This is a genomic window from Uliginosibacterium sp. sgz301328 (assembly GCF_041807905.1).
Taxonomy (GTDB): Bacteria; Pseudomonadota; Gammaproteobacteria; order Burkholderiales; family Rhodocyclaceae; genus JBGVSA01.
This window is the reverse complement of sequence record NZ_JBGVSA010000001.1, coordinates 143,120-168,766: the sequence shown is the minus strand read 5'-3', so window position 1 is coordinate 168,766 and position 25,647 is coordinate 143,120. Positions and strand designations below refer to the sequence as shown.

The 25,647-nt window shown below is 63.2% G+C and carries 30 protein-coding genes and 1 pseudogene; 14 read left to right on the top strand and 17 right to left on the bottom strand.

What is annotated here, in order from left to right; genetic code table 11:
• Positions 1–13: 13 nt before the first annotated feature.
• The 12 genes from ACDA63_RS00765 to ACDA63_RS00710 form a co-directional block, all read right to left on the bottom strand.
• Positions 14–430: a VOC family protein gene (locus ACDA63_RS00765; protein ID WP_373661242.1), complete on the bottom strand. Its 417-nt coding sequence runs from the start codon at positions 428–430 to the stop codon at positions 14–16.
• Positions 431–515: 85 nt separating this feature from the next.
• The gene (locus ACDA63_RS00760; protein WP_373661241.1) at positions 516–1,001 is read right to left on the bottom strand and encodes an SRPBCC family protein; all 486 of its coding nucleotides are present in this window, start codon (positions 999–1,001) and stop codon (positions 516–518) included.
• Positions 998–1,579, bottom strand: a complete 582-nt coding sequence (locus ACDA63_RS00755) for an SRPBCC family protein (protein ID WP_373661240.1) — start codon at positions 1,577–1,579, stop codon at positions 998–1,000. Before ACDA63_RS00755 ends, ACDA63_RS00760 begins: the two co-directional genes overlap by 4 nt.
• The gene (locus ACDA63_RS00750) at positions 1,576–2,112 is read right to left on the bottom strand and encodes an SRPBCC domain-containing protein (RefSeq protein ID WP_373661239.1); all 537 of its coding nucleotides are present in this window, start codon (positions 2,110–2,112) and stop codon (positions 1,576–1,578) included. The genes ACDA63_RS00755 and ACDA63_RS00750 overlap by 4 nt, the downstream gene beginning before the upstream one ends.
• Before the next feature lie 46 nt (positions 2,113–2,158).
• Positions 2,159–3,115 carry an SRPBCC domain-containing protein gene (locus ACDA63_RS00745; RefSeq protein ID WP_373661238.1) on the bottom strand — a complete coding sequence of 319 codons (957 nt, stop codon included), beginning with the start codon at positions 3,113–3,115 and terminating at the stop codon, positions 2,159–2,161.
• The gene (locus ACDA63_RS00740; protein ID WP_373661237.1) at positions 3,112–3,573 is read right to left on the bottom strand and encodes an SRPBCC domain-containing protein; all 462 of its coding nucleotides are present in this window, start codon (positions 3,571–3,573) and stop codon (positions 3,112–3,114) included. The genes ACDA63_RS00745 and ACDA63_RS00740 overlap by 4 nt, the downstream gene beginning before the upstream one ends.
• 12 nt (positions 3,574–3,585) lie before the next feature.
• The gene (locus tag ACDA63_RS00735; RefSeq protein WP_373661236.1) at positions 3,586–4,128 is read right to left on the bottom strand and encodes an SRPBCC domain-containing protein; all 543 of its coding nucleotides are present in this window, start codon (positions 4,126–4,128) and stop codon (positions 3,586–3,588) included.
• 88 nt (positions 4,129–4,216) lie between these two features.
• Entirely contained in the window at positions 4,217–4,735 is a 519-nt protein-coding gene (locus tag ACDA63_RS00730) for an SRPBCC domain-containing protein (protein WP_373661235.1), read from the bottom strand.
• On the bottom strand, positions 4,710–5,069 hold the full coding sequence (locus ACDA63_RS00725; protein WP_373661234.1) for an ArsR/SmtB family transcription factor: 360 nt from the start codon (positions 5,067–5,069) through the stop codon (positions 4,710–4,712). Before ACDA63_RS00725 ends, ACDA63_RS00730 begins: the two co-directional genes overlap by 26 nt.
• A gap of 147 nt (positions 5,070–5,216) precedes the next feature.
• Positions 5,217–7,361 carry an ATP-binding protein gene (locus ACDA63_RS00720; protein WP_373661233.1) on the bottom strand — a complete coding sequence of 715 codons (2,145 nt, stop codon included), beginning with the start codon at positions 7,359–7,361 and terminating at the stop codon, positions 5,217–5,219.
• 6 nt (positions 7,362–7,367) lie between these two features.
• Complete coding sequence (locus tag ACDA63_RS00715; protein WP_373661232.1) at positions 7,368–8,018, bottom strand: response regulator; 651 nt, start codon at positions 8,016–8,018, stop codon at positions 7,368–7,370.
• A 90-nt stretch (positions 8,019–8,108) separates the two neighbouring features.
• Entirely contained in the window at positions 8,109–8,657 is a 549-nt protein-coding gene (locus ACDA63_RS00710) for a TM2 domain-containing protein (RefSeq protein WP_373661231.1), read from the bottom strand.
• Positions 8,658–9,279: 622 nt separating this feature from the next.
• Between ACDA63_RS00710 and ACDA63_RS00705 the strand changes: the two genes are divergently transcribed.
• The 8 genes from ACDA63_RS00705 to ACDA63_RS00670 all read left to right on the top strand — a co-directional run bounded on the left by ACDA63_RS00705 (position 9,280) and on the right by ACDA63_RS00670 (position 16,715).
• Positions 9,280–10,596, top strand: coding sequence for a dienelactone hydrolase family protein (locus ACDA63_RS00705; protein WP_373661230.1), 1,317 nt, complete (start codon positions 9,280–9,282; stop codon positions 10,594–10,596).
• A 271-nt stretch (positions 10,597–10,867) separates the two neighbouring features.
• Complete coding sequence (locus ACDA63_RS00700; RefSeq protein ID WP_373661229.1) at positions 10,868–11,497, top strand: hypothetical protein; 630 nt, start codon at positions 10,868–10,870, stop codon at positions 11,495–11,497.
• Positions 11,498–11,736: 239 nt separating this feature from the next.
• The gene (flgK, locus tag ACDA63_RS00695; RefSeq protein ID WP_373661228.1) at positions 11,737–13,677 is read left to right on the top strand and encodes a flagellar hook-associated protein FlgK; all 1,941 of its coding nucleotides are present in this window, start codon (positions 11,737–11,739) and stop codon (positions 13,675–13,677) included.
• A gap of 17 nt (positions 13,678–13,694) precedes the next feature.
• Positions 13,695–14,909, top strand: coding sequence for a flagellar hook-associated protein FlgL (flgL, locus tag ACDA63_RS00690; RefSeq protein WP_373661227.1), 1,215 nt, complete (start codon positions 13,695–13,697; stop codon positions 14,907–14,909).
• A 12-nt stretch (positions 14,910–14,921) separates the two neighbouring features.
• The gene (locus tag ACDA63_RS00685; RefSeq protein ID WP_373661226.1) at positions 14,922–15,386 is read left to right on the top strand and encodes a hypothetical protein; all 465 of its coding nucleotides are present in this window, start codon (positions 14,922–14,924) and stop codon (positions 15,384–15,386) included.
• A gap of 159 nt (positions 15,387–15,545) precedes the next feature.
• On the top strand, positions 15,546–15,752 hold the full coding sequence (locus tag ACDA63_RS00680) for a hypothetical protein (RefSeq protein ID WP_373661225.1): 207 nt from the start codon (positions 15,546–15,548) through the stop codon (positions 15,750–15,752).
• 91 nt (positions 15,753–15,843) lie between these two features.
• A complete protein-coding gene (gene lexA, locus ACDA63_RS00675) occupies positions 15,844–16,458 on the top strand; it encodes a transcriptional repressor LexA (RefSeq protein WP_373661224.1) in 615 nt (204 codons plus the stop codon).
• A gap of 41 nt (positions 16,459–16,499) precedes the next feature.
• Positions 16,500–16,715: a hypothetical protein gene (locus ACDA63_RS00670; protein ID WP_373661223.1), complete on the top strand. Its 216-nt coding sequence runs from the start codon at positions 16,500–16,502 to the stop codon at positions 16,713–16,715.
• A gap of 84 nt (positions 16,716–16,799) precedes the next feature.
• Here ACDA63_RS00670 and ACDA63_RS00665 read toward each other — a convergent pair whose 3' ends face one another.
• The 3 genes from ACDA63_RS00665 to nudC all read right to left on the bottom strand — a co-directional run bounded on the left by ACDA63_RS00665 (position 16,800) and on the right by nudC (position 19,501).
• Positions 16,800–17,312, bottom strand: a complete 513-nt coding sequence (locus ACDA63_RS00665) for a hypothetical protein (RefSeq protein ID WP_373661222.1) — start codon at positions 17,310–17,312, stop codon at positions 16,800–16,802.
• Positions 17,313–17,481: 169 nt separating this feature from the next.
• Positions 17,482–18,453: a TRAP transporter substrate-binding protein DctP gene (gene dctP / locus ACDA63_RS00660; protein WP_373661221.1), complete on the bottom strand. Its 972-nt coding sequence runs from the start codon at positions 18,451–18,453 to the stop codon at positions 17,482–17,484.
• 220 nt (positions 18,454–18,673) lie between these two features.
• The gene (gene nudC, locus ACDA63_RS00655) at positions 18,674–19,501 is read right to left on the bottom strand and encodes an NAD(+) diphosphatase (RefSeq protein WP_373661220.1); all 828 of its coding nucleotides are present in this window, start codon (positions 19,499–19,501) and stop codon (positions 18,674–18,676) included.
• 216 nt (positions 19,502–19,717) lie between these two features.
• On the opposite strand from nudC, the pseudogene ACDA63_RS00650 reads away from it, so the two are divergent.
• Positions 19,718–20,062: pseudogene (locus ACDA63_RS00650) on the top strand (FKBP-type peptidyl-prolyl cis-trans isomerase); the annotation flags it as partial.
• Positions 20,048–20,386 carry an FKBP-type peptidyl-prolyl cis-trans isomerase gene (locus ACDA63_RS00645; protein ID WP_373661378.1) on the top strand — a complete coding sequence of 113 codons (339 nt, stop codon included), beginning with the start codon at positions 20,048–20,050 and terminating at the stop codon, positions 20,384–20,386. The pseudogene ACDA63_RS00650 and the gene ACDA63_RS00645, both read left to right, overlap by 15 nt.
• A 27-nt stretch (positions 20,387–20,413) precedes the next feature.
• Here ACDA63_RS00645 and ACDA63_RS00640 read toward each other — a convergent pair whose 3' ends face one another.
• Entirely contained in the window at positions 20,414–20,974 is a 561-nt protein-coding gene (locus ACDA63_RS00640; RefSeq protein WP_373661219.1) for a DUF4124 domain-containing protein, read from the bottom strand.
• A gap of 41 nt (positions 20,975–21,015) precedes the next feature.
• Between ACDA63_RS00640 and ybaK the strand changes: the two genes are divergently transcribed.
• A complete protein-coding gene (ybaK, locus tag ACDA63_RS00635) occupies positions 21,016–21,501 on the top strand; it encodes a Cys-tRNA(Pro) deacylase (protein WP_373661218.1) in 486 nt (161 codons plus the stop codon).
• Between the two features lie 27 nt (positions 21,502–21,528).
• Here ybaK and corA read toward each other — a convergent pair whose 3' ends face one another.
• Entirely contained in the window at positions 21,529–22,590 is a 1,062-nt protein-coding gene (gene corA / locus ACDA63_RS00630; protein WP_373661217.1) for a magnesium/cobalt transporter CorA, read from the bottom strand.
• Between the two features lie 138 nt (positions 22,591–22,728).
• Here corA and ACDA63_RS00625 point away from each other — a divergent pair, with 138 nt between their 5' ends.
• The 3 genes from ACDA63_RS00625 (at position 22,729) to ACDA63_RS00615 (ending at position 25,601) form a co-directional block, all read left to right on the top strand.
• A complete protein-coding gene (locus ACDA63_RS00625; RefSeq protein ID WP_373661216.1) occupies positions 22,729–23,853 on the top strand; it encodes an NAD(P) transhydrogenase subunit alpha in 1,125 nt (374 codons plus the stop codon).
• A 75-nt stretch (positions 23,854–23,928) separates the two neighbouring features.
• Positions 23,929–24,225: an NAD(P) transhydrogenase subunit alpha gene (locus tag ACDA63_RS00620; RefSeq protein WP_373661215.1), complete on the top strand. Its 297-nt coding sequence runs from the start codon at positions 23,929–23,931 to the stop codon at positions 24,223–24,225.
• Entirely contained in the window at positions 24,225–25,601 is a 1,377-nt protein-coding gene (locus ACDA63_RS00615; protein WP_373661214.1) for an NAD(P)(+) transhydrogenase (Re/Si-specific) subunit beta, read from the top strand. The genes ACDA63_RS00620 and ACDA63_RS00615 overlap by 1 nt, the downstream gene beginning before the upstream one ends.
• The last annotated feature ends 46 nt before the right edge of the window (positions 25,602–25,647 follow it).

Genomic DNA, 25,647 nt, shown 5'->3' with positions numbered 1-25,647 from the left:
AGCCATGGCGGTATCAGGCCGGGTTCAGACCAATCATCCAGCCGATGCCGAACTTGTCTTCCAGCATGCCGAAGCAGGGCGACCAGAAGGTCTTGTTCATCGGCATCTTGACCGTGCCGCCTTCACTCAACGCCTCGAACATCTGGCGCGCCTGCTGCTCGCTGTCGGCGGTGATCGACAGCGAGAATCCCTTGAATGCCTGTTCGCCCGCCACGCAGCCGTCGCTTGCCATGATCAGCGAGTCTCCGATGGTGAATGCCGAATGCATCACTTTCTTTTCGGAACCCGGCGGGAGCATGCCGGGCGGTGGCGCTTCGGGCGCTTCGTCGTAGCGCATCTTCATCGTGACTTTGGCCCCGAGCGTCCTGGTGTAGAAATCCAGCGCTTCTTCGCAGCGGCCTTCGAGGAACAGGTACGGTTGAACGATCATGGTGAGTCCTTTCGCGTACAGGGTGCCGCGCCTGCCGATCTGCTGACCGCGGCGCGGCGGGGTGGGGCGTGCAAGCTGTGTCGGCTTACATGCCGGATAGGTGACGGGCGAGGCGTTCGAGCGTCTGGCGGCCGCCTTCGACCGCGCCGAAGGATTTGACGCGCTCGCAGTCCTCGACCGTTTGGAAGATCAATTGCATCGTCAGCCGCGTGGCGTTGCCGACCGTGTCGAAGGTGACGACCACGTTGAAGTCGGCGCGGAACGGCTCGCTGTCGCCACCATGTTCGTAGACGAGCCGCGATGGCGGATCGACCTCTGTGAACACGATGCGGTTGGGGTAGTCCGTGCCGTCCGGCCCATGCATGACGAATCGCCACGTGCCACCCGGGCGCACATCCATCGCCATGATGGTGTTGGTGAAGCCATCCGGCCCCCACCAACACGCGACGTGCTCGGCCTCGGTAAAGGCGCGGAAGACTTTTTCGCGAGGAAACTCGAGCAGGCGCGTGAGGACGATCTTGCGGTCCGCGCCGATGTCGGGCGCGAGCGCCGTGTGGTGGCGTGTGTTCATGGCGTTTGTCTCGTGTCGATGCTGCGGCCTTCCGGGGCCTCGGCGATTGTCTTGAGCTTGGCCAGGCCCGCCTCGAAATCCTTGCCGACCATGCCTTCAGCGTCGAAGAACACCTGCATCACGCGGGCGATGTACGGGTTCGGACCTTCCATCGACCACGTCACGCGCGTACCTTCAGGCGCGGCGCCCAGTGTGTATTCGGCGACGTTGCGACTGTCCAGGGGCCGCTCGAAGTGCAGATCGATCGCAAGGTGCGCAGGCGGTGAGGATTTCGCGATGCGCATGATGCCCGCGCCGACTTTGCTGTTGCCGTCCCACGCGTAGCTGGCGCCTTCGCCGTGTTGTGGACCGGTGAAGCTGCGTTTCATGGCGGGATCGAGGTGTTCATAGGGCGACCATGCGGCCCAGTTGTGAAAGTCGTCGATGAGCGGAAAGATCTTCTCGGCCGGTGCGTGGATGACGATCGTGCGCTGCACGACGAACATCTTCGGCTTGGTCAGCGCAAAGAGCAGTACCGCGACGATCACTACCGCCAGCACCGCGGCCGTGAGCTTGGAGACGCGCAGCGCGGACATCATTGCGCTCTGGCCAGTTGCGCTTCGAGGCGTTCGAGCGCCTGGCTCCAGCCCAGCCCGAAGCCGTGCTGCACGACGATGTCGCAAGACTCGCGCGAGGGCAGGCGGGCGGTGATGGTCAGCCGTGTGAGCCGTTCGGCCAGCGCCGCGAATGTGATCGTTACGCGGCCATTCGGCGGAATGCCGCAGCCGCACGCGTCGCGGTCGTCGAGCATGCCGCCCAGCACGATGCGTTCGGGCGGCGTGATCTCGTGATAGATGCCTTCGCACGGATAGGCCAGGCCGTCCGGCCCTTGCATGTCGAGCCGGAAGCGGCCGCCGGGGCGCAGATCGACATGGCTGTCGGCACAGATGAATCCATGTGGGCCCCACCATTGCGCGAGCTGCCGTGGGTCGGTCCAGGCGCGGAATACCAGTTCGCGTGGCGCTTCGAGCACGCGGGCGATGACGATCTCATGGTGCGAAGGCGGGGTGAGCACGACGTGCGTTTCGGTCTTGCCGTCGTGTACCGATTCGTGGAGCGGGGACGCTGACATTTTTGAGCTCTCTCTGTTGTTTGTTGTGTGCTGATCGTTCTGCGCGTCAGGCCTGCATCATGCGCTGCAGGCGGTCAAAGCTCTGAGACCAGCCCGCGCGCATGCCGATGCGTTCCAGCGCGTCACGAACGGCGACCGATTTGAAGCGCAGGCGCACCGTGATGCGCGTGCGCTTGTCGTCGAGCTTGTCGAGCAGCACCGCTTCGACGATTTCTCCGGCCGGGTTCGGGTTGTCGCCGCGCTGCGGGTCCACCATGTCGTGCCAGGCCGCAGGGTGCTCGCTGCAGTCCATTGTCATGAGAAGTCGCTTGGGCGGGAAGATGTCGAGGTACTTGCCTTTGCACGGGTAGTCGGTGCCATCCGGCGAACGCATGACGATGTAATGCCGGCCGCCCGCGGACAGATCGATCTCGCAGATCGGGTTGATGAAGCACTCCGGGCCCCACCAGCGGGTGAGTCGCTGCGGTTCGGTCCAGGCGCGGAATACGGCGTCGCGCGGCGCATCGATCTCGCGTGTGATGACAAAGTCGCGTTCGGTGGCGACGTTGGCCGCGAGGCCGCCGAGAATGCCCGTCCAACCTTCGCGCACTTTGTCGAGCCAGCTCTCGAAGCTTGCGTCCATGCGGTGCGTGAGTGTCAGCTCGCAACCCGTGCCGGTGGCGACGAAGTCCAGTATCACCAGCGAAGCTGGCGTACGTTCGCCTTCGCCGTGGTAGGTGAAGGTGAATACGAGACGATGCGGACGGTCGATTTCGAGATAGGTGCCGACGTGGTCGGCCAGCACTTCGCCGCGTTGTTCGGCGACGCGGAAGCTGCCGCCTACGCGGGCGTCTACTTCCACCGTTTTCATCTGACCTTCGGGCGTGGCGAACAGCCACCTGCCCAGCGTGCCGGGGTCGAGCCACGCATCGAATACGTAGGCCGGCGCTACGTCGAAGCTGCGCCGGATGATGAGTTCGGCGGTCTTGCCGGCGAACATGTCGTGGTCTGCTCTGTGGTTCATGAGTGCTTCCTTGTCGTCAGGTGTTCGGCGAGGCGATCGAAGGCGCTGCCCCAGCCGACGGCGTGGGCGTCGCGCGCTTCCACCGTCACGAATGGCGTTTGCCGTAGCGTCAGGCGGGTGCGGGTGCCGATGGCTTCGAAGGTGACAGTCACCAGGTTGGCGGGCGCGGAGTCGCCTTCCCAGGCGAAGGTGAAGCTGATGAGTTCGGGTTCGATGATGTCGCGATAGACACCGGAAAGACTGCGCTCCACGCCGGCCGCCGACCTCATGCGCATGCGGTAGGCGCCGCCGGGACGAAAGTCGGCATCGAACGAGAGCACCGTCTGGCCCACGGGGGCACGCCAATGGCGTTGGTGTTCGGGCGTGGCCCAGGTTTCAAAGACGAGTCGGCGCGGCGCGTCGAATTCGCGCACGCAGGTCAACGTGATGGCTTCGTGGGTGGTTTGCTGGGCGGACATGGTGGGCTCCGGTCAGCGCCGCGAAAACTGCAGCGCCTGTTCTTTTGCAAGGTAGGCGGCGAGCTGGTTCCACGTCGCGTTGAAGGCCTGGCTCATGCCCTCGTAGCTGCTGCGGAATGCGGCGCGTTCGGTCGCGTTGCACCGCACGGCCTTACCGCGCAGGGCGACGACGGTGCCGTCGCGGTCATCGTCGAAGGTGAGCCGCGTGAAGACTTCCATCGGCCATACCGCGATGCCCGGATGACGGGTGATGCCGCCTTGTTCGTCGGAGAACGACGCGGTGTATTCCAGCGAACAGGGCGCGTCGATCTCGCCATAGATGAAGCGTCCCCACATCAGTTGGCCATTGGGCGTGACCATGCCGTAGTGGAACATGCCGCCCGGCCGGAACTCTCCGCTGGCATGGCGCATCGAGAAGCCCTTCGGGCCCCACCATTGGGCGAGGCGCTCGACTTCCGACCAAGCCTGCCAGACCATGCTGCGCGGGGCGTCGAAATGACGGCTGACGACAAAGTCGCCATCCAGGTAAGCAAAAGCAGGCGCTACTGTGTTCATGCCTTCTCTCCATGAGGCGGCGCGAGGCCGGCCGGCGATGCGTGAAACAGGTGCTGCAGTGGGGCGCGGATGGCGCCAGGGTGGCCGCTCAGAGCGTGGCGAGGTACTGTACGAGCAGGTCGAGGTTGTCTTTCCAGCCGCCAGTCCAGCCGGCCTTCATGGCGTCGATCGTCCAGCGCGGATCGCGCCCCGGCAGCCAGGTGAAATGGCCGTGGATGATCAGTCGCGTGCGCCTGCCCAGATCATCGAAGCGGATCGTCATCCGTGCCTGATGAAAGGCGGTGCCGTTCTCGTAGCAAGTTTCGTCATAGACGAGACGGACGGGCGGTACGACCTCGATATATGTGTTGCGGCTCAGGTACTCGTTGCCGTTCTCGTGATGCATGCGGAACTCGAAGCCGCCGCCGGGCCGTACGTCCATGCGTTCGCACACTACGCTGCGAAAGCCCTCCGGCCGCCACCAGTGCGTCACGTGGGCCGGGTCGGTCCACATGGCGAAGACGCGTTCGCGAGGTGCGTCGAGCACGCGTGAGACGCTGGCTTCGTCGGGGCCGTCGGAGATGGGGGCAATCAGGTCCGGCTCAGCGCTCGTCGTCGGTTCGCTCATCGTTCTTCTCCATGGCTTGCAGCTCGCGCAGGTACTCTTCGAGGCGATCCAGACGCGCCTCCCAGAATCGACGGTATTGCTCCAGCCAGTCGGCCACGTCCTGCAAGGGCTTGGCCTCGAGCCGGCAGGGCCGCCACTGCGCCTGGCGTCCCTGCGTGATCAGCCCCGCGCGCTGCAGCACCTTGAGGTGCTTGGTCACCGCGGGCAGGCTCATGTCAAAGGGTTCTGCCAGCTCCTTGACCGAGGTCTCTCCCAGCGACAGGCGGGCAAGAATGGCCCTGCGGGTCGGGTCGGCCAGCGCCGAGAACGTGGCGCTGAGTGGGTCGGCGGGCATGACTAAACCTATAGGTTAATTAACGTATTGGTAAAGTAGTGCCCGGATTGAAGCTCGTCAAGGAAAAATTCGGAGAACATCGACGCAGCAAGATGGGCGCCGTGGGGCTGGCCCGTGACGCGCCACGTCGAGGTGCGCGGCGTGGCGTCAGGCGAAGGGCGTTGTCGCCGGCCACCCGGGTGATGATCCCGTGCCATCGGACAGCGTGCGCCGGATTTCGTCGGTAGCGTCGATCAGGCGTTGCAGTCCGTCGCCGATGACGTCTGGATCAGCCTGTTCGTCACAGAACGCTTCCAGTTCTTCGCACAGTTCGACGGCATTGCGGCAGTGCGTGAACTGGAGCGGCCCTTTCATGTGGTGGGCACGCTCGGCCAGCGCTGCATAGTCACCATGGGCGAAGTCGTTCTGCGCTGCGATCAGGTCTTGGGCGTGGTGATGAAGTATCGAAGCGACGAGCTCGGCGTCGAGCCGCAACTCGGCGTGAAGCGGTGCGGCGGCTGTCGGGTGCGCCGGGTGCAGTTGCGCCAGCACAGCGCGCCATTGGTCGCGCGTGACGGGTTTGACAAGACTGAGGTCCGCACCGCAGCGCATTGCCTCTGCGGCGATCTCGCGCTCGACATGCGCCGTCAGGCACAGGAGGGTCGTATGCCTGTCGTGGCCGGCTTCGGCACGCCGTACCGCTGTCATGAGTTCGGCTCCGCCCATGCGCGGCATGGACCAGTCGGTGACGAGGACGTCGAAACGTTCCTGGTGCCATCGTTCCAAGGCTGCCAGACCATTGTCGGCTTCGGCGACGGAGCAGCCGAGTTGCTCGAATTGCGTGCGCATGATCCTGCGGTTTGAAGGATGGTCGTCCACGATCAGCACGCGCAGTCCGCTTTGCGGCATGCGGTCTGTCTCGTTCGGCCGCCCGCTTTCGGCCGGGGCGCTGTGCTTGAGCGGCAGTCCCACCCACACTTGAGTGCCGATGCCCGGATCGCTGTCGAGCCGGATATCGCCGCCCATCAGGATGGAAAGCTGCTTGCAGATCGCCAGCCCGAGCCCGGTGCCACCGAACTGCCCGTGCGCTGAATGACTGGCCTGCGTGAAAGGTTCGAAGATCGTGGCCTGCTCTTCGGGCGCTATGCCGATACCGCTGTCGGCCACACAGAACGTGGCGAAAAAATCGTCTCCGCGCGGCCGCACTTCGACCGATAGCCGCACATAACCACGGGCGGTGAATTTGATGGCATTCGACAGCAGGTTGCCCAGCACTTGCCACAGGCGCAGCCCGTCGAGGCTGATCCACACATCCACGCCCTGAAAATCCGTTTGCAGAACCAGGCCCTTGTGGCGCGCCGTGGCGCCGAACACGCGTTCGACGCGGCCGAGCAGTTCGCCCAGATGCACGGGCGTTGGCGACAGCGTGAGGCCGGCGGCCTCGATCTTGGCCAGATCGAGCATGTCGTCGATCAGGCCAAGCAATTGCCTGGCGGATTCCTGCGCGGTTTCGAGCGTGTTCTGGCGCTCTTCGAGCGTTGAATTCGCGCCGCTCAGTTCCAGGTCGAGCATGCCGATGATGACGTTCAGCGGCGTGCGCATGTCGTGGCTGACATTAGAGAGGAAACGCGATTTCGCCTGGTTGGCTCGCACGGCTTCGATGCGGGCCGCTTCGGCCGCGTCGCGCGCATGGCGCAAATCGTTTTCGAGCAGGATGCGCTCGCCGATGTCGAGCAGGCCACCGACCACGCCATGGAGTTCGCCCTGCGGCCCCGCGAACGGAGCTGCCCATACATAGGCGGGGCGCGGCTTGCCATTGATGACGGTGGTGACCTCGCTGACGGTGCTGCGCTTTTCCTGGATGACTGGACGGTAGAGGGCTTCTTCGACGATGGCCGGCGAGACGAAGCGAGACAGCCATTGCAGGTCGGTGCCGATCACCTCGTCGGCGGTCGTGTCGTGCCAGTCCAGGTACGCCTGGTTGCAGGAGAGCATGACGCCGTCGGCGGTGCGCATGAAGAGCGGCACGGGCATGTTGTCCATCAACGCCTGCTGGAAGCCCAATTGCCGCAACAGATCGCTTTCCATCTGCTTGCGTCGGCGCACTTCACGGCACAACAGCAAGGCCCAGCCGAGCGCCAGGCCGGCGATGACGACGGCCAGCAGCGTCCCGAGCGCAAGACTGGCACCCGATGTCATGATCGCCAAATGGACCGCTCCGCGTGTGCCGGCCAGCATCGTCGTCGCGCTCACGCACAGCGCAGCGATGGCGACGGCCGTGCAGTAACGAAGGGCGCGAGGTGGTGTCGGCATGCTGGCTCAGTCCACCAGCCCGTGCATCTTCGCGTAGTTGACGATGTCGACGATGTTGCCCAGCCCGAGTTTTTGCAGGATGTGCCCCTTGTAGGTGCTGATCGTCTTCTCGCTGATGTGCAGTTCGTCGGCCAACTGGCGGTTGTTGCTGCCGCGCGCAAGGCCCAGCATGACGGCCAGTTCGCGGCGCGTGAGCGCATCGATGCCGCGATCGCTGCCGTTGCTGGCGTAGGCCGGCGTGCTGATCTGCGGGAAGCAGGTAAAACCCGCCAGCACCGTGCGTACAGTGGCAATGATGTCCTGCGGCTCCATCGTCTTGCTGATGAAGCCGTTGCAGCCGGCCTCCATGACCTTGCGCGCATAGACGCGCGCGTCCAGGCCAGAGAACACCACGATGGCTGTATTCAGTTCCAGCTGGCGCACGCGCCATACCACGCTGAGGCCGTCCAGGTGCGGCAGGTTCAGGTCCAGCATGACGAGGTCGGGACGCAGGTCGCGCACCATGTTCAGACCGGCCATGCCGTCCGCGGCCATCCCGAGCACCTTGAGGTTGAGCGTGCTGTCTTCTTCCAGCACGTCCTTGAGCGCGCGCTGCATGCTCGGGTGGTCATCGATGATGACGACAGTCTTCTGCTGATGAGCCATATGCGGTTCCATGGCGGCGTTCCTTTCTCTAAAAGCGGACCGCGGCGAGGCGGTCGTTCAACCGGCGCGGCGACGATTGGCCACCGCTCCTGGTGTTGGCGTTCATGCGCGGCGGCCGCGCAGCGTGGCATCGGCGCGGTGTACGGCACATTCCGAGCGACATTCGATATGACACAGCGGATGTCTTGGCACCTGTGCTTCGGTCGACGCGTTGCGTTCGAGCTGGCGCGCCCAGTGGCGTACGTTGGCGACATCGAATAGCCAGAGGGCGATCAGCCCCAGTACGCCTGCATCGAGCACAGCGAGCAGCACATGCGCCCCAGTGACGGCCCACGGCAAGCCCGTGGCGGCGACCGCCGGCGCCGCCGCACCGATCAGGGCAGGGCGCCAGGCTTGGCCCAGCGCCAGCAGCATGGCCCCGATCAACACGGCCAGACCGCTGGCGACCTTGTCCATGTACAGACGGTGTGCGCCGGCCCAGCCCAGCGTCGCCCACAGGAGCCACAGCGTTCGGCTGGTGCGCGCGTCGAAGCGGGCGCAACGTGCGCACGCCGGCAAGAACGGGCGCGTGCTGCGCGGCGGCCATCGGACGGGCAACTGGCGCGTGCGCGCCACGGCCGCCGTCACCAGGCTTGATGAGTGCGTGTTCATCTCTTGCTCCACGGCTGAGTTCTCTGCGGCTCATGTGTCGTCCGCACTCAACCATCGAAAGTGAGAGTTCTTTAACTGCGGATACCGAATGAGCGGAAGCATATGGACCGAATGTCCCGACCGCAGTGGCCGAACTTCGAGTCAGGTCCTGCGGAAACTCTGAGTTTTCGAGAGGGTATTCATGCGCGGATCAGAGTGTTCGGAGCGGCGAGCCCAAATTCTTACGGTTAGCTTCCTGCTAACTGGGTCTGTCGGCATGATGTTACAAATGAAACTACTTGGGTATCAGACGGAACGCTTTTTAACGATCTGGCGAACAAATGAATCGCTTGTTTGCACGTGTGCTTTTTCCGTGAATGACGAATGACTGTTCGGTGGACGCCGGATCGCCCGGATTCAATGTCACCGGAAATCCCGGCGGCGCCACTGGTGGCACGCCGTCCGACCGAACATCGACCGCCGATGACGGTTGCCAGTCGATGATCCGAAAAAGCGCAATGCCGATCAGGATTTCCCCTCCCACATTTGCTCAAATTTCGGAGCGGGGCGACGCGTCCGCAACCGGACGTCGTGGGCCGCCCCGGGTACATCCCGCCAAGAAAAATGACAGGAGACAATGGCAATGCATCACCCTTTCAAGCTGTGCGTGCTGACGGCCGCACTGATGGTTTCTCTCGCCGCGTGCGGCGACGACGACAAACCGGCACAATCTCAGGCGGCCGCTTCCAGCAGCAGCTCGTTGAGCAGCGTGGCGGTCAGTTCCTCGAGTTCCGCATCCAGCATATCCATGTCCAGTTCCAGCAGCGCGCCCGCTGACGCGAGCTACCAGACCTCCGGCATCATTGCCGCGACATCGGCTGCGCCGAACAACCTGCCGGTGTTCTACCAGAGGCTCAAGGACCGCCTGACCTTCCCCATGGCATGGAAATCCGGCACGACCGACATGGCCGCGTGGCGCGCCGCCGGCAAGGCCAAGGTCAAGGAACTCATCCTCGATGACAACGACAAGACCGCCTTCAACCCGGTGGTGATCGATGAGCAGGACAACGGCACGTACTGGTCGCGCAAGGTGGTGTTCAACCTGACCGCCGACAGCCGTGTCATGGGCCTCATGCTGGTGCCCAAGGGCAGCGGCCCGTTCCCGGCCGCAGTGCTGTTGCACGACCACGGCGGCAAGTTCGACATCGGCAAGGAAAAGCTCATCAAGCCGTGGGGAGACGCCACGCGCCTGAGTTCTGCGACCGCCTGGAGCAATAAGTACTTCAGCGATCGCTTTGTCGGCGACGAGCTCGCCAAGCGTGGCTACGTGGTGCTGGCCGTCGATGCGCTGGGCTGGGGAGACCGTGGCGGCTATACCGCCGTCGGCACGCAAACGCAGGGCGAGCAGCAACAGGCGCTGGCTGCCAACCTGTACAACCTGGGCGATTCGCTCGGCGGGCTGATGGCGCGCGAAGACGTGCGCGCGGCCGACTTCCTGGCCAGCCAACCGCAGGTGGATGTCAATCGCATCGCGGCAGTCGGCTTCTCGATGGGGGCATTCCGTGCGTGGCAGTTGGCAGCGCTCTCCGACAAGATCGCAGCCGGCGTTGCAGTGTGCTGGATGGCGACCACCGACGGCCTGATGGTGCCGGGCAACAATCAGCTCAAGGGCCAGTCCGCTTTCAACATGATGCATCCGGGGCTGTTGCGTTATCTCGACTTCCCGGACGTGGCGAGCCTGGCGGCGCCCAAGCCGATGCTGTTCTTCAATGGAGGCACCGATACGCTGTTCCCGACCGCATCGGTGGATGCGGCCTACGCCAAGATGCAGCAGGTGTGGACGGCGTGGGGCGCGGGCGACAAGCTCAAGACCCAGACCTGGTCGACACTCGGCCACGTATTCGTGCAAGAAGAGCAGGAAGCGGCCTTCACCTGGCTGGACACGGCACTCAAGCGCTGAGGGCGAATGGGCCGATGGTGGTAACGCCATCGGCTTTGTCCGACACAAGTATGGCGCACAGCTCAGATTCGTTTCGCGCTGCGGCATGACAATGTCTTGATGCGCGATACCCGCTTGATGGCCGCCAAATATTGGCGGAGGCAGGGCGCTACCATTTTGCTCCCGGACCGCAGGGCGAAAACCGCCCTGCGATTCCTTCTCCGAGTCGTTTCACAGGCGGTTGAGCATATGACGCACGGGTGACGATAGGTTGCAATGAATGGATCATCACATGCGCAAGAAAACGGTATTGATCGTAGGTGGACATCGGCGGATGGGCAGTCGCCTCTCTGCCATGGCGGAAGACATGGGACTGGATGTCGTCGGGCTGGTTTCGCCGGCCCACGCGCTGCGGGTGGCGCGAAGCTGCCAGCCCGACCTGGTCTTGGTCGACCAGGAGGGGAGTCGCGTGGGATTGCGCGGCATGGGCGCCGCGCTGCTCGATTGCCTCGTGAGCGGGCGAGTCTTGCTGCTGGCTCCGCAGATATGCAGCCAGTCCATACACGCTCAGGGCCCGTCCGGCGTGGTCGTCATGACGCGCTCGGCGCCCGACGAGTCTGTCGTCATGGCGGTGCGCAGTCTTCTCGGACTATCCCTGTCGACGTCGCATGAGACAGGTGTCGCGCCGGCCGATATGCGGGCCGGGGGCGCGGCGACCCTGCAAGATCGCACAGAAGCGGCTGTACGCCGGTCGCGGCAATCCATTGCGCTCAGGCGTACCGGCTTCCGTGGCGCCCGCGTGGCCTTCGGGATTGCTGCACACGGCGCTCGTCGGGATCGCGGCGCGCTCGCCGACACTCAGTTCGATGTGGCGGCATTGCGCGGCATCGACAAATCGGTGCGCGAGTTCATGCCGACGTAACGTCCATGGCGTCACGAGCGAGGAAGGCGGGCTTTGCCCGCCTTTTTTTCGTTGACGCGACACGCTTCGCTCCAAGCGACGATTGCGCACCGGCAGCTTTTGCCGGTCATCGGTGCATTGACCGGAGGATGACGTTTTCTACTGTCCTAAGTATCTGTATTTAAAAAACAAAAGCAGAGACGCCTGAACTGGCAAAGCTCTTGCTATGGCTCAGCCATAAGTGGATCCGGAGCGCCTTCATGGCCAGTTTGCTGAGTATCGGTCTGACGGGGTTGAACGCCGCGCAGGCCCAACTGACGACGACCTCGCACAACATCACCAATGCCAACGTGACGGGATATAGCCGTCAACAGGTGATCCAGGGCACACAGCAGCCGCTCTATACGGGCGCGGGTTTCTTTGGACAGGGCACGCAGGTCCAGACGGTCAAGCGCATCTACAGCCAGTTCCTCGAAAACCAGACGATGGCGGCCGATGCCGCGCATTCCAAGTCGGAGACCTACTACAACGAGATCGCGCAGATCGACAATCTGCTGGGCGATGAAACCGTCGGGCTTTCCTCTGCGCTGACGAGTTACTTCAACAGCGTACAGAGCGTGGCGAGCAATCCGTCGGATGTGTCGGCGCGTCAATCGATGCTGTCGTTCGCCCAGGCGTTGGCGGGGCGCTTCCAGTCGCTCAACCAGCGCATGGACGAAATCCGTAGCGGGGTGGAGTCGCAGATTTCAACCACCGTCGATTCGATCAACACCCTGGCCAAACAACTGGCGGACCTGAACCACCAGATCGTCGTGGCGCAGGCCTCCGGCACGGGCGTGCCTGCCAATGATCTGCTGGATGCGCGCAATGCACTGATCCAGGAATTGAACCGCAACGTGCAGGTGACGACCACGACCGAGAGCGACGGTTCGGTGAGCGTATTCATCGGCACCGGCCAACCGCTGGTGGTGGGCAACAGCACCTACACGCTGACCGCCACGCCGTCGGACAGCAATCCGAAGAAGCTGCAATTGGGTATCCAGTTGCAGGGCGACAATTCCGCCAAGCTTTCCGACAGCATGATCACCGGCGGTTCGCTGGCCGGCCTGCTGACGTTCCGCTCGGACGCGCTGGATGCCGCGCAGAACGCGCTGGGGCGCATCGCGGTGGGCATGACCGAGACCTTCAACGCCCAACATCGGCTTGGCGTAGATCTGAACGGTGCCATGGGCGGCGATTTTTTCACCCCCATCAAGGGCGCCGTGCAAAATTTGCCGGCCTTCTCCACCGGAACGGTTTCCAGCGCGCAACTGGAAGTGTCATACAGCAACGTCGCCAACCTGACGACCGACGACTACGTGCTGAGTTTCGACGGCACCAACTACAACCTGCAGCGCTCGTCCGATGGCAAGTCGGTGTATTCCGGCGCGACCTTGCCCACCGACGTTGACGGCATTTCGATTTCGCTCACCTCGGGCTCCGTTGCGGCGGGCGACCGTTTCCTGATCCAGCCGACCCGCTATGCCGCGTCCAGCGTGAACGTGGCAATCACCGATACGCGGCTGATCGCGGCTGGCGCACCCATCACCACGTCGGCGGCATCGACGAACAGCGGCACGGCGTCGATCTCGCAGGGTTCGGTCGTCAGCGGCACCGGTATTTCGGCCACGACGCCGCACATCGGGAACATTACCGTTACGTTCGACTCGGCCACCAATAGTTTTGTATTGGGTGGCGCGGCGTCCGGCACGCTGGCCTATGACCCCGTCGCGGATGCTTCGGGCAAGACCTTCACGCTTGCTTCGCCGAACATTTCGTTTTCGATCAGCGGGGCGCCCAAGAACGGCGACGCCTTCACCATCACCAGCAATGACGGCGGGGTGTCGGACGGACGCAATGCGGTGGCGCTGGGCAACCTGCAGACGACCAAGAACATGCTTGGCGGATCGGCGACGTACGCTACGGCCTACAGCCAGATCGTGAGCAAGATCGGCACACAGACGCACGCGGCCGAAATCAACACCAGCACGCAGCAGACCCTGCTGGAGCAGGCGCAGGCCGCGCAGCAGTCGGTATCGGGCGTGAACCTCGATGAAGAGGCTGCCAATCTCCTGCGCTACCAGCAGGCTTATCAGGCTGCGGCCCGCGTCATGAGCACTGCTCAGACGCTCTTCGAAGCTGTCCTCAACATTGCGCGCTGATCAATCAGGAGCACGCCATGCGCATTTCGACCTCTCTGATCTTCGACACCAACGTTTCGACGATGAACCGTCAGCAGTCCAATCTGATGACGCTGCAGCAGCAATTGTCGTTGAATACCCGGGTGACCAAGCCCAGCGACGATCCCGTGGCCGCCGCGCAAGCGTTGACCGTCAAACAGGCCAGCGCCGTTGTGCAGCAGCAGATGACCAACCAGGGTACTGCCGACGATGCGCTCAAATCGCTGGAGAGCAAGCTTGCCGCCATCGGCGACATCATTACGTACGCGAAGGAGCGCACCATCCAGGCGGGCAACGGCGCGCTGAATCAGGATGACCTCAAGAGCATCGCGACAGACCTCAAGAGCCAGTTCGATTCCCTGCTGAGCCTGGCCAACAGCACGGATTCCAATGGGCAATACATGTTCGCCGGCTTCAAGGGCGACACCCTGCCGTTTACCGGCAATCTGTCGGGCGGGGTGAGCTATCAAGGCGACCAGGGGCAGCGCACGCTGCAAGTCTCCGATACGCGGCTGATGCCGGTGTCCGACAACGGCATGCAGGTTTTCATGAGCGTGGACAATCTCAATGGCTCGTTCAACGCTTCGTCCGCGTCGGGCAACTCCGGCGCGGCGGTGATCAACGGTGGCTCGGTGACCGGCTCGTACTCGGGCGGGCAATATGGCATCCGCTTTACCAGCGGAAGCACTTACGAGGTCTTCGATCGCGCAGCGGACCCCGGCATGACCGGTGCGCCGATGGCAACAGGCACGTACACCAGCGGCGGCACGATCGACCTGCCGCCCGCGCCGGCCACCGGCCAGATTCAAGTCGCGGTGTCCGGAACACCCGCGCCGGGCGACACCTTCACGGTCGATCCGGGCGGCCAGACAGACATGTTCAGCACCCTGCAACAGCTCATCAGCGTGCTGGACAACTCATCGGGCGCGGCGCTTCAGCAGGGGCTCGCCGACGCGGGTAACAAACTGGACAACGCGCTCGACAATGTACTGAAGCTGCGCTCGCAGGTGGGTTCGCGGCAGACCGAACTGGATGCGCTGCAAAGCCTCGGCACGGATGCGCAGCAGCAGTATTCCGACCGCATCAACAAGCTGACCGGGCTGGACTACGCCTCGACGATCTCGGATTTCAGCATGCAGAACGTCAGCCTGCAGGCGGCGCAGCAGTCGTTCATCAAGATATCCGGCCTGTCGCTGTTCAACTTCCTGAAGTAAGGGGCGCGCGCCATGAAACGTCTTTCCGGTGCCATCCTTGCCGCGTTGTGCGTGGCCATGTCGGCGTGCAGTTCGATCAGCGGCACCTATCCGCGCAACGCTTCGATCATTCCCGATGCCGGCATCCAGCTCACGCCAAGCTACGTGCTGCATCTGGACGATCTGGTGGTGATTGCCGGCATCAGCTATCTGGTCTACACCGTGGTCGATCCGCTGGCGCCGAACTGGTCGATCCAGGAAACACGCCTGGGCGATAACCGTGCTTCGTACGAATTGACGATGAAGCCGATCAATGTCGGCGGCGCGGGCGAGGCCAAACAAGTGCTGGCACGCCGGGCCGAAGCGCTGGCCCGCGAACGCGGCTTCGGCAGCTATCAGATCCTGCGCTACGAGGAGTCGATCGATTCGCGCATCTGGCTGCCGCATCGCACGGCACGCGCCGACGTCGTGCTCGTCCATCCGCAAATCCTGCGCTAAACCGATACGGCGCAATGCCGGGTGATTTTCGTCACGGGCAGCCCTTTCTTCCAGCTTGCGCTGCAGTGCAATGTGGTCTGAAGTAGGGGCATGCGAGCGCGACGCATGGTCGATCACAACAAACGATTCGCGCACTCAACGAAACAGAGGGCCCGAGTCATGTTCGAACGCCGTCGTCGCGCGATCGCGCAAATGAGCTTCTACCAGTCACAACGCAGCCTGCGTTCGGGTGAGCACATTCCACCCTTGCCCGGCCTGGCTGACCAGATCGTGGCGTGCCGGGCGGAAATGGCGCGCAGCCACCGCCTGGACGAAATCCCCGAGCCGCCGCCCATGGCGGAAGAGGGCGACGAATTGGCGTTCTGAGCAATCTGCGCCCGATGGGGCGCGCCGGCACAGAAAATTCTTGCGCATTTCCTGGGTGCTGTATATAAATACAGTATTCCAGGAGGTGGCAATGGCATCCGAATCCGTTTTGACGCGCCGGCAACAAGAAATCCTCGACTTCATTCGCGAAGCCATCGAGGCCAATGGCATGCCGCCCACGCGTGCCGAAATCGCGCACGCCTTCAATTTCGCCTCGCCCAATGCGGCGGAGAGCCACATCAAGGCGCTCGTCCAGAAAGGCGCCTTGCTGCTTGAAGCTGGTTCAGCCCGTGGTCTGCGGCTGGTGGAATCCCTGGGTATTCCGTTGATCGGCCGCGTCGCCGCCGGCGCCCCGATACTGGCGCAAGAGCATATCCAGTCCCGGCACCAGGTCGATCCGGCGCTGTTCACTCCGCGTGCTGACTTCCTGTTGCAGGTGCGGGGCGCATCAATGATCGACGCCGGCATCTTCGATGGCGATCTGTTGGCCGTGCACCGCACGCACGAAGCCCGCGACGGGCAGATCGTCGTTGCACGTGTAGACGACGACGTCACCGTCAAGCGCCTCAAGCGCCACCGCGACGGGATCGTCGAATTGATCGCGGAGAACCGCGACTACGCGCCCATCCTCGTTGATCCAGAACGCAGTCAGCTGACGATCGAAGGCATCGCCGTCGGCCTGATCCGCGACGGTTTTCCGCGTTGAACACGCGCCGATCCTTTTTCCAGCTTTCCAGAGAACCCATCATGAAGACGATTCGCTTGTTCAGCCTGCTGCAAGGTCCAGCCAACTTCATCCCGCAAGCGCCCGTGTTGGCGCAACCGCATGATCGCCGCAGTGGCGGCGTGGAAACGCACACGCGCACCGTCATCCGTCCGAGCGCGATCCTCGATGTCGTCCATCGACGTGGCCGCAGTTGGGGCTTGCTGGCGTCGTACGAAGAAAAGCGGCTGGGGCTCTAAAGAGCGTTCGCCACGCGGTAGTCGCGCGCAGAGATGGCGCGGGCAGGACTGCGCGAATCGACGCGATGCCTGAATGGACTTGCGTCAGTAGTGGAGTGTGCCGCTGATCTGTTCAGCGAGCGGAATGCTGCGAGCGCCGCCCGAGTTGAACAGATCGAGGCGGGTCTGGTTCAGCGTCAGACTGCGGGCTTCGCGGTGCCAGGTGACGCCGTTGTCGCCGTTGCAGGGGCGGTTGCTGGCGCATTCGTAGCTATAGATGACGATGCGCCCGTCGACTGTGCTGTAGTGGCGAACGCTGATTCGTGTCTCGCCGTCTTCCGTTTGCGAGCCGACAGCCTTGATCTGCTGCAGCGGCACAGTGGCACAGGCCTCCCAGCTCATCGACAGGACCAATGTGGAGGCGGGCGATATCATCGCTTCGCAGGGCATGAAGCTGGTCGGCCCCGGGCCGGCGATATTTACCGTCCCCCATGGTGTTTCGTTGGCGTCCGAGGCTATCGAGCTCTCGGCTTGCGCAGGCTGCACGCTCCGAGGCTCGGCCGCGCGCTCGCAGGCGGCCAATATCCAGATCGCCACGATCAAGCCGACCCACCGCATTACCTTCTCCTCACGTCACTTGCATGCAAGGCGCAGGACAATGCCCTTCGAAAAGATGACGCGGGTCGATTCAAATCAGTTCGCCACCAATACCAGAAACGTCTGGCCCGCCTGCTGGGTCTCTCCTAGAGATGTCTTGGGATGCGGTTTTGGCGTCGTTGGTGTTGCCTTAGCCTCGCGTCGTCATGATGCGCAGCATGAGTTCGCTCGCATCGGGCTTGTTGAGGATCGGCTGGTAGACCTGGCGCATGCGCGAGATGAAAGACGTCTGGTTCTTCAGATCGAGGAATTTCACGCCCTGTTTTTCGAGCTTGGCGCGCAATGTGGCGCTCTGCCTGGCCCACAGTTCTCGCATGGCGACGGCCGAGTTGTGGCCAGCCTCCAGGAAGACCTTCTTTTCCGCTTCCGACAGTTTTGCCCACAACTGGGTGGAAACGATCAGAGCCTCTGGCTGCATGCTGTGGTTGCTGACCAGGAAATACGGCGCGTACTTGAAGTGCTCTTCCTTGGCATAGGTGAAGATGTCGGTCTCGGCGCCATCCAGTTCATTGCTCGTGAAGGCCTTGGGCATCTGGTTCAGCGGCATCATCACGGCCGATCCGCCCAGTGAGGTAACCATGGTGCGCAGCGCTTCGCGGTCGGCCACGCGCAAGGTCTTGCCTTCGATATCGGTGGCATAACCCGTCGGCTTTGTCTTGAGGTAGAACGAGCGGGAGCCGCCGTCGTACCAACCGAGTACGATGAAGCTCTTGGTGGCGAGTTTCTTTTCCAGCCCTTTGCCGAGTTCGCCATCGAGCGCCTTCATCATTCCGCGCGTATCGGAAAACATGAATGGCAGCGACAGTACTTCCATTTCGGGCACAGCCTTGTACATCGGCGTGTTGCTGATGACTGCGACATCGAGCTGGCCCTTGTCGACGAGCGGCAATGCCTTGTAGATGTCGCCGAGCGTGTCTTTGGTCTGGATCTGTCCTTCGAACTTGCCGCCCGTCTTGGCCTTGACCTCGTCCATGAACAACTTGAGGCCCTGGTGCGAAGGGAATTCTTCGCTACCCTGAACCCAGCCTTTGAGCGGATCTGCGTGCGCCAGCGCAGGCAAGGCCAGACCCATCACACATCCCAGCAACAATCGCCTCAGCATTTTTCGTTTCCCCTGTGTTCCAGCGCGGGCCTGTGGAGTGAGGCGTCGCAATGTGGCGAAGGGTACTCGGAAAATCAGTTAAGCGTTTTCCATGAGCGCCGAACGGTCGGCGCCGAGCGCCATTCGACAGGGTGACGAAAGCGTATTCCTTGTCGTCGCAGCCGGACCATGCCTCACGGAGGCCGGGTGAATCGATTGACCCGATCGGCGGGTAAAAAGCTCAACCTGCCGCTCGACGTGCGCGGATCTCGTCCACCGCGTTGGCAATCAGGCGGCTGGCGATGCTGATCGGCGCGGGCAGTCCGGGCAGCGCATCGACGTCGTACCAGCCGGCGTCTTCGATTTCGTCCGCTTGCGGCACGATGTCGCCGGAAACGTAATCCGCGTGGAATGCCAGCATCAGCGAATGCGGGAATGGCCAGGATTGGCTGGAAAAGTAACGCAGGTTGTCGATCTTCAGCCCGACTTCTTCAAGTACTTCGCGGTGGATGCAGGTCTCCACGCTTTCGCCGGCCTCGACGAAGCCTGCGAGCGCACTGTAGACGCCGGGCTTGAAATGGGGCGAGCGCGCCAGCAGCAGCCGGTCGCCGCGCCGGATGAGGATCATGGCAGCGGGAGCGATGCGTGGGTATTCGCGCAGTCCGCAGTTGGGACATTCCTTGGCAGGCTCGCCTGCGACGACGAAGGTGGCCGTGCCACAGGCGCCGCAGTGGCGCGAGTGGAGGTCCCAGGTCGCCATTTGGCGTGCGCGCACAGTAATGGAGGCGATGTGGGCGGCCTGGGCGGTCAGCACGTCACGCATGCCTTGCGCGATCAGCCCATCCGGCAGCGCAGTGCCGCGCGGCCAGGCGAGCGCACGACAATCGCGGCCGCCGAGCGTGCCGATGATGTTGTCGCTGCCGGCAGGCCCCAGCGAAGCGAGATCCGCCAGGGCTGGCAGGGTCAGGTCGGCACGCAGGATCTGTTCATCGCCTGTGTATGCAAAGAGCAATGCGTCGTCGGACGCGTGGTGTCCCGCCGAGAAGAGCGGGAGAAAATCCTCGGTCATGTTTCATTCACTTGGTTGAAAGCCGCGTGCTGGACAAGCAGTGCACGAGGCGGGCGCCAGCGTCGTGGCGCCATGGATTGTCTTGGGAATGCACCGCAGCCGCTGGTGCTGTGCGTTCCGAAGACGACCCTGGATGACTTTTCGGCCCAAGACCGGCTCAGCGGCGACGTCCGACATTATCATTCTTCCCTTTGACTGTTACAGAAGGAGCGCCCAATGGCCGAACCCGTCACCACTTCCACCGGACTTGTCATCGAGGACGTTGTCCAGGGCTCGGGCACCGAAGCCAAGGCCGGCAGCAACGTTGCCGTTCATTACACCGGCTGGCTCACCGATGGCGCCAAGTTCGACTCCAGCAAGGATCGCAATCAGCCGTTCAGCTTCGAACTGGGTGGGCGTCAGGTCATCCCGGGGTGGGATGAAGGCGTGCAGGGCATGAAGGTCGGTGGCACGCGCAAGCTGACGATTCCGCCCGAATTGGGCTACGGCGCGCGCGGCGCGGGCGGCGTGATTCCGCCCAATGCGACGCTGGTGTTCGAGGTCGAATTGCTCGACGTGTTGTCCGACCTGACCATCGAAGACAGCATTTTTGGCACGGGCGCCGAGGCCAAGCCTGGGCGCACGGTGGTCGTGCACTACACCGGCTGGTTGCTCGACGGCACCAAGTTCGATTCCAGCAAGGATCGCGGCGAGCCGTTCAGCTTCGATCTGGGGCGCCGCCAAGTCATTTCGGGCTGGGACAAGGGCGTGGCCGGGATGAAAGTCGGAGGCACGCGCAAGCTGACGATCCCGCCGCACATGGGTTATGGCGCGCGCGGTGCCGGCGGCGCGATCCCGCCCAATGCCACGCTGGTGTTCGAGGTCGAATTGCTGGACGTGCTCTGAGCGTCTGGACGCGGGCGGGCGCGAAGCTCACTCCCAGCGCTCGAACGACCACCCGCGCCTGGGCTGCACAGGCTTGGGTGTGGGCGCGGGAGTGGGCTTTGGCACCGGATCGGGTTTGGGCTTGGGCGGTCGGGGTGGCTCCGGGCGTGGCGGCGATGGCGGACGCGGGCGCGGCGGTGCGATGCCCCATACAGGCCACCACGGAGCTTCGATATAGCCGTTCCACGGAGGGGTGAGCATCGCCTCGACTTCGTTTTCGCAATCGATGCCGCGGTTCTGGCGGCATTGCGCGAGCATGCGGGCGCGCAGTTCATCCTGTGGATCAGGCGGGCTGGCGGGTTGTGGCGGAGTGTTGGCGGACGGGGGCGCCGCAGGCACCGCTGGGGCGGCTGGTTGAGCGGGCGCGCGGGGCACCGCGGGCACGACGTTGACGCTGGCATCGACGCGCCGCGCCGACACGCCGGCGGGCGGCTGGTCGCCGTAGTGCACCCTGCCGTCGCGGTCCGTCCAGCGGTAAACCTCGGCCACGGCGCAGGCCGGAACGATCAGCAGGCAGACGAAAGCGCTTGCGCAGAGTCTCAGTGTCATGATTTCAGTTTAGTCGGCGCTACATTCAGCAGAACAACACCATGAGTCATCACGACAAGACGCCGGTGACGGCCGCGATCCGCGTGCTGCGGTCGCACAACGCGGACTTCACCCATCACCTGTACGAATACGAAGAACATGGCGGAACGACTGTGAGCAGCCGCGAGCTTGGCGTGCCCGAGCATGCCGTCGTCAAGACGCTGATCATGGAGGACGAGCACAAACGTCCGCTGGTCGTGCTGATGCACGGCGATCGCGAGGTATCGACGAAGAATCTCGCGCGGCATATCGGTGTGAAGAGTATCGCGCCGTGCAGTCCGGATGTTGCCAATCGCCATTCCGGCTACATGATTGGCGGAACAAGTCCGTTCGGCACCCGCAAAGCGATGCCGGTCTATATGGAGCGGACCATCGCGGCGCTCGACAAGATTTACATCAATGGCGGCAAGCGCGGATACCTGGTGGGGCTTTCCCCGCAGACAGTGATCGACATCCTCAAACCCGAGCTGGTCGACGCGGCGGCCTGAGCACCGCTGGCTGGCCCCCGCGCGACATCAGTTGCGCTTGATCGTCCACCAGCGCAGCCAGTAGAGCAGTCCGACCAGCGAACAGCCGGCGATCAGGATGATGAGAAGCGATATCTCCCAGCCTCCGCGCGCATCCAGAAATGGCAGGTGCTGAAAGTTCATGCCGAAGAAGCCGGTCACCAGCGAGGCGGGCGCGAGCAGCGTGGTGACCACCGTGAGCACACGCACTTCAGCATTGAGGCGGTTGCTGACCGTCGACAGGTGGATGTCGAGGAGGTCGCCGATCTGGTCCCTGAGGGCGTCGAGCTGGTCAATGATGTGGACGGCGTGATCGTAGATGTCGCGGAAGTAGAGCTGGGTTTCGGGCTGTAGCAATGGCCCCGACCGCAGCAGGACGTTGACGACTTCGCGCGTCGGCCAGATGGCGCGGCGGACTTCCAGCACCTCGCGCTTGTAGTGGTTGATGTCGGCGATAGGGCGGCTGGCCGTGCTGCTCATGATGTCGTCTTCGAGCAGTTCGATGTCGTCGCCGATCGCCTCGACTACGATGAAGTAGCGGTCCACGACGGCATCGATGAGCGCATGAAGCAAGGCGTCTGGCCCCGCACGACGCAAGGCGCAGCCGTCCTGGCGCAGGCGTTCGCGGATGGGATCGAACAGGCCGGTGGGGCGCTCCTGGAAACTCAGGACGAAGTTCTTGCCGAGCACCAGACTGATCTGGTCGCTCGAAGCATCGTGCGTGGCGCTGTCATAGTTGAATGCGCGCATGACGACGAAAAGATACTCGCCGTAGTCGTCCACCTTGGGGCGCTGCTGTGTGTGCGCGATGTCTTCGAGCACCAGCGGGTGCAGGCCGAAGCGTGCGCCGATCTCGCGCATGACTTCTGCCTCATGCAGGCCGTGAACATTTAACCAAAGACCACGATGCTTGCGCGTGTATTGACGTGAGTCATTAATCGACTTGAAAGTGACTTCCGTCAGAGCTTCGGCGTCATAGTCGAATAAAGTAATCGTCGGATTCTTAACCTTGATTTCGCCTACATAATCGATGCTGCCGGGTGGGCGACCCACCTTGGGCGTATAGGCCAAGTGGCGTTTTTTTCGGGGTTTGCGATCTGTACGTTTTGGCATGCGGACGGTCCGGCGAATGGCACGGGTCTTTTATGATGCATCGTTGGTGCGTCCGTGGTATAGAGGCGAAGCTTCATTTCTCGACAGGGAGAGTCAATGTCCTGGACTATCGGAGTCTTGCAGGATGGCGATACCGCCGAGCGGCGTGTTCCGCTCACGCCCGACGTGGCGAAAAAATTCCAGCAACTGGGCGCGAGTATCGTGCTGCAACGCGGCGCGACCGCGGGTGCCTTTCTGGGTGAAGGCGATTACGCCGATGTCAAATGGGTCGACAGTGCCGCCGAGGTGGTGGCCCAGTCCGACTGCCTGCTGACCGTGAGCCCGCCGCCGGCCGAGATCGTCGGGCAGCTCAAGCCGGGCGCGGTCCTGCTGGGGCTGCTGCAACCGTATGCCAGCGCCGAGCGCATCAAACAGTTGCAGGCCGGGCAGATCACCGCGTTCCCAATGGAACTGCTGCCGCGCATTTCGCGCGCGCAAAGCATGGACATTCTCTCCTCGCAGGCTGCCTGCTCGGGTTACGAGTGCGTGCTGATCGCCGCCACCAAGTGCCCGAAGTTCTTCCCGATGCTCACCTATGCGGCCGGCACCATCCGTCCGGCGCGCGTGCTCATCATCGGCGCAGGTGTTGCGGGTCTGCAGGCCATCGCGACCGCCAAGCGCCTGGGTGCCATGGTCGAGGCCTATGACGTGCGCCCCGAGACCCGCGAGCAGATCGAATCTCTCGGCGCCAAGTTCGTCGACACCGGCGTTTCGGCGGCCGGCACGGGTGGCTATGCCCGCGAGCTGACCGACGACGAAAAGCGCCAGCAGGCCGAAAAGCTGGCCAAGGCCATCGCCCAGTGCGACGTGCTGATCACCACGGCAGCCGTGCCGGGCAAGCGAGCCCCGCGCATCGTGACCGCCGACATGGTGGCGGGCATGAAGGCAGGTTCGATCATCGTCGATATGGCGGCCGAAACCGGTGGCAACGTCGAAGGCTGCGTGGCCGGCGCCGAAACCCAGATCGGCCGCGTGCTGCTGATCGGACCGACGCACTTGCCCAGCCGCATGTCGGTGCATGCGTCGGAGATGTTCTCCAAGAACCTGTTCAACTTCATCAGCCCGATGCTCAAGGAAGGAACGCTCACGCTGGACTGGGAGGATGAAGTCCTGGCCGGTACGTGCCTGACGCACGCCGGTGAGGTCCGCCACGCTGGCGTCAAGCAGGTGCTCGGACTCTGATCGACTGAACGAGCGGGGCTGTCGCTTCATGATCGCCCCGCACTGAACATCTTCCTTCTCGCTACGGGAGAACCCATGGAAGGCTTTACTGCACTTTATATTTTCATGCTGGCGGCATTCACCGGCTACGAGGTGATCTCGCGCGTGCCAGTGATTCTGCATACACCGCTGATGTCTGGCTCCAACTTCGTCCACGGCGTGGTCGTGGTGGGCGCGATGGTGGCGCTGGGCCACGCCGAAACGCCGGTCGAACAAGCCATCGGCTTCTTCGCCGTGCTGCTGGGGGCGGCCAACGCGGCCGGCGGTTACGTGGTCACCGAACGCATGCTGGCCATGTTCAAGTCCGATAAGAATAAGAAGGAGGGCGCGTAATGACGCCGAATCTGTTGGTTGAAGTGGCGTATTTCGTTGCGGCCGTCCTGTTCATCATCGGTTTGAAGAGCATGTCGTCGCCGGTCACGGCGCGGCGCGGCATCATCTGGGCGGGCGTGGGCATGCTGGTGGCGACGCTGGCGACTTTCGCCACGCCGGGCATGCACAACTTCCTGCTCATGATTCTGGCGATCGTCATTGGCGGCGGCGTGGCCTGGTGGTCCGGTCGCGTAGTCAAGATGACCGACATGCCGCAGATGGTCGCGATCTACAACGGCATGGGCGGCGGTGCCGCGGCAGCCATCGCGGCGGTCGAGTTCGCCCGCGGCACGTTCCATAGCGAAGTGGCCGTAGCGCTTGCGGTGCTGGGCGCGCTCATCGGCGCGGTGTCGTTTGCGGGTTCTTGCGTGGCGTTCGCCAAGCTGCAGGGATTGATGAACAAGGCTTTCCGCCTGCCTGCGCAGAATGTGGTCAACATTGCACTGGCCGCCGCCACGGTGGTCATCGGCGTGGCGATCGTGCTGATCGGCAAGCCGACGGCAGCGCACATCATCACTTTCTTCATCCTGTCGCTGGCGTTGGGCGTGATTGTCACTCTGCCGATCGGCGGCGCGGACATGCCGGTGGTGATCTCGCTGTTCAACGCCTTCACGGGCCTGGCGGTGGGCTTTGAAGGCTACGTGCTGGGCATTCCTGCGCTGATCATCGCCGGTATCGTGGTGGGTGCTGCGGGTACGCTGCTGACGCAATTGATGGCCAAGGCCATGAACCGTCCGATCACCAACATCCTGTTCCAGCCGATCTCCGGCGCAGCGCAAGAGGGTGGCGGCACGATCGAAGGCAGCATGAAGGAACTGTCTGCGCTCGATGCGGCATCCATGATGCGCTATGCGCAGAAGGTCATTATCGTGCCGGGCTACGGCATGGCCGTGGCCGGCGCGCAGCACAAGGTGTGGGAAATGGCGCAACTGCTCGAAGCCGAAGGCGTCGACGTCTCGTTCGCTATCCACCCGGTTGCCGGACGCATGCCGGGCCACATGAACGTGCTGCTGGCTGAGGCTGGCGTGCCGTATGACAAGATCTTCGACCTCGAAGAAATCAATGCCGAGTTCCCGCTGGCGGACGTGGCACTGGTTATCGGCGCCAACGACGTGGTCAACCCCGTTGCGCGTACGGACAAGTCGAGCCCGATCTACGGCATGCCGATTCTGGACGTCGACAAGGCTCAGAACGTCATCGTCGTGAAGCGTGGCAAGGGCGCGGGCTACTCGGGTATCGAGAACGCTCTGTTCTACCAGGACAACTGCCGCATGCTCTATGGCAGCGCACAGCAGGCAGTGGCAAGCGTCGTGCAACACGTCAAGGAAATGGGCTGATCGAGAGCGGATCTGCCGCAATCAAAACGGGCGCCTGCGGGCGCCC

Excerpts from the sequence above, each read along its gene's own strand:
- ACDA63_RS00765 (WP_373661242.1), bottom strand. The coding sequence starts at position 430 with ATGATCGTTCAACCGTACCTGTTCCTCGAAGGCCGCTGCGAAGAAGCG.
- ACDA63_RS00760 (WP_373661241.1), bottom strand. The coding sequence starts at position 1,001 with ATGAACACACGCCACCACACGGCGCTCGCGCCCGACATCGGCGCGGAC.
- ACDA63_RS00755 (WP_373661240.1), bottom strand. The coding sequence starts at position 1,579 with ATGATGTCCGCGCTGCGCGTCTCCAAGCTCACGGCCGCGGTGCTGGCG.
- ACDA63_RS00750 (WP_373661239.1), bottom strand. The coding sequence starts at position 2,112 with ATGTCAGCGTCCCCGCTCCACGAATCGGTACACGACGGCAAGACCGAA.
- ACDA63_RS00745 (WP_373661238.1), bottom strand. The coding sequence starts at position 3,115 with ATGAACCACAGAGCAGACCACGACATGTTCGCCGGCAAGACCGCCGAA.
- ACDA63_RS00740 (WP_373661237.1), bottom strand. The coding sequence starts at position 3,573 with ATGTCCGCCCAGCAAACCACCCACGAAGCCATCACGTTGACCTGCGTG.
- ACDA63_RS00735 (WP_373661236.1), bottom strand. The coding sequence starts at position 4,128 with ATGAACACAGTAGCGCCTGCTTTTGCTTACCTGGATGGCGACTTTGTC.
- ACDA63_RS00730 (WP_373661235.1), bottom strand. The coding sequence starts at position 4,735 with ATGAGCGAACCGACGACGAGCGCTGAGCCGGACCTGATTGCCCCCATC.
- ACDA63_RS00725 (WP_373661234.1), bottom strand. The coding sequence starts at position 5,069 with ATGCCCGCCGACCCACTCAGCGCCACGTTCTCGGCGCTGGCCGACCCG.
- ACDA63_RS00720 (WP_373661233.1), bottom strand. The coding sequence starts at position 7,361 with ATGCCGACACCACCTCGCGCCCTTCGTTACTGCACGGCCGTCGCCATC.
- ACDA63_RS00715 (WP_373661232.1), bottom strand. The coding sequence starts at position 8,018 with ATGGAACCGCATATGGCTCATCAGCAGAAGACTGTCGTCATCATCGAT.
- ACDA63_RS00710 (WP_373661231.1), bottom strand. The coding sequence starts at position 8,657 with ATGAACACGCACTCATCAAGCCTGGTGACGGCGGCCGTGGCGCGCACG.
- ACDA63_RS00705 (WP_373661230.1), top strand. The coding sequence starts at position 9,280 with ATGCATCACCCTTTCAAGCTGTGCGTGCTGACGGCCGCACTGATGGTT.
- ACDA63_RS00700 (WP_373661229.1), top strand. The coding sequence starts at position 10,868 with ATGCGCAAGAAAACGGTATTGATCGTAGGTGGACATCGGCGGATGGGC.
- flgK (WP_373661228.1), top strand. The coding sequence starts at position 11,737 with ATGGCCAGTTTGCTGAGTATCGGTCTGACGGGGTTGAACGCCGCGCAG.
- flgL (WP_373661227.1), top strand. The coding sequence starts at position 13,695 with ATGCGCATTTCGACCTCTCTGATCTTCGACACCAACGTTTCGACGATG.
- ACDA63_RS00685 (WP_373661226.1), top strand. The coding sequence starts at position 14,922 with ATGAAACGTCTTTCCGGTGCCATCCTTGCCGCGTTGTGCGTGGCCATG.
- ACDA63_RS00680 (WP_373661225.1), top strand. The coding sequence starts at position 15,546 with ATGTTCGAACGCCGTCGTCGCGCGATCGCGCAAATGAGCTTCTACCAG.
- lexA (WP_373661224.1), top strand. The coding sequence starts at position 15,844 with ATGGCATCCGAATCCGTTTTGACGCGCCGGCAACAAGAAATCCTCGAC.
- ACDA63_RS00670 (WP_373661223.1), top strand. The coding sequence starts at position 16,500 with ATGAAGACGATTCGCTTGTTCAGCCTGCTGCAAGGTCCAGCCAACTTC.
- ACDA63_RS00665 (WP_373661222.1), bottom strand. The coding sequence starts at position 17,312 with ATGCGGTGGGTCGGCTTGATCGTGGCGATCTGGATATTGGCCGCCTGC.
- dctP (WP_373661221.1), bottom strand. The coding sequence starts at position 18,453 with ATGCTGAGGCGATTGTTGCTGGGATGTGTGATGGGTCTGGCCTTGCCT.
- nudC (WP_373661220.1), bottom strand. The coding sequence starts at position 19,501 with ATGACCGAGGATTTTCTCCCGCTCTTCTCGGCGGGACACCACGCGTCC.
- ACDA63_RS00640 (WP_373661219.1), bottom strand. The coding sequence starts at position 20,974 with ATGACACTGAGACTCTGCGCAAGCGCTTTCGTCTGCCTGCTGATCGTT.
- ybaK (WP_373661218.1), top strand. The coding sequence starts at position 21,016 with ATGAGTCATCACGACAAGACGCCGGTGACGGCCGCGATCCGCGTGCTG.
- ACDA63_RS00625 (WP_373661216.1), top strand. The coding sequence starts at position 22,729 with ATGTCCTGGACTATCGGAGTCTTGCAGGATGGCGATACCGCCGAGCGG.
- ACDA63_RS00620 (WP_373661215.1), top strand. The coding sequence starts at position 23,929 with ATGGAAGGCTTTACTGCACTTTATATTTTCATGCTGGCGGCATTCACC.
- ACDA63_RS00615 (WP_373661214.1), top strand. The coding sequence starts at position 24,225 with ATGACGCCGAATCTGTTGGTTGAAGTGGCGTATTTCGTTGCGGCCGTC.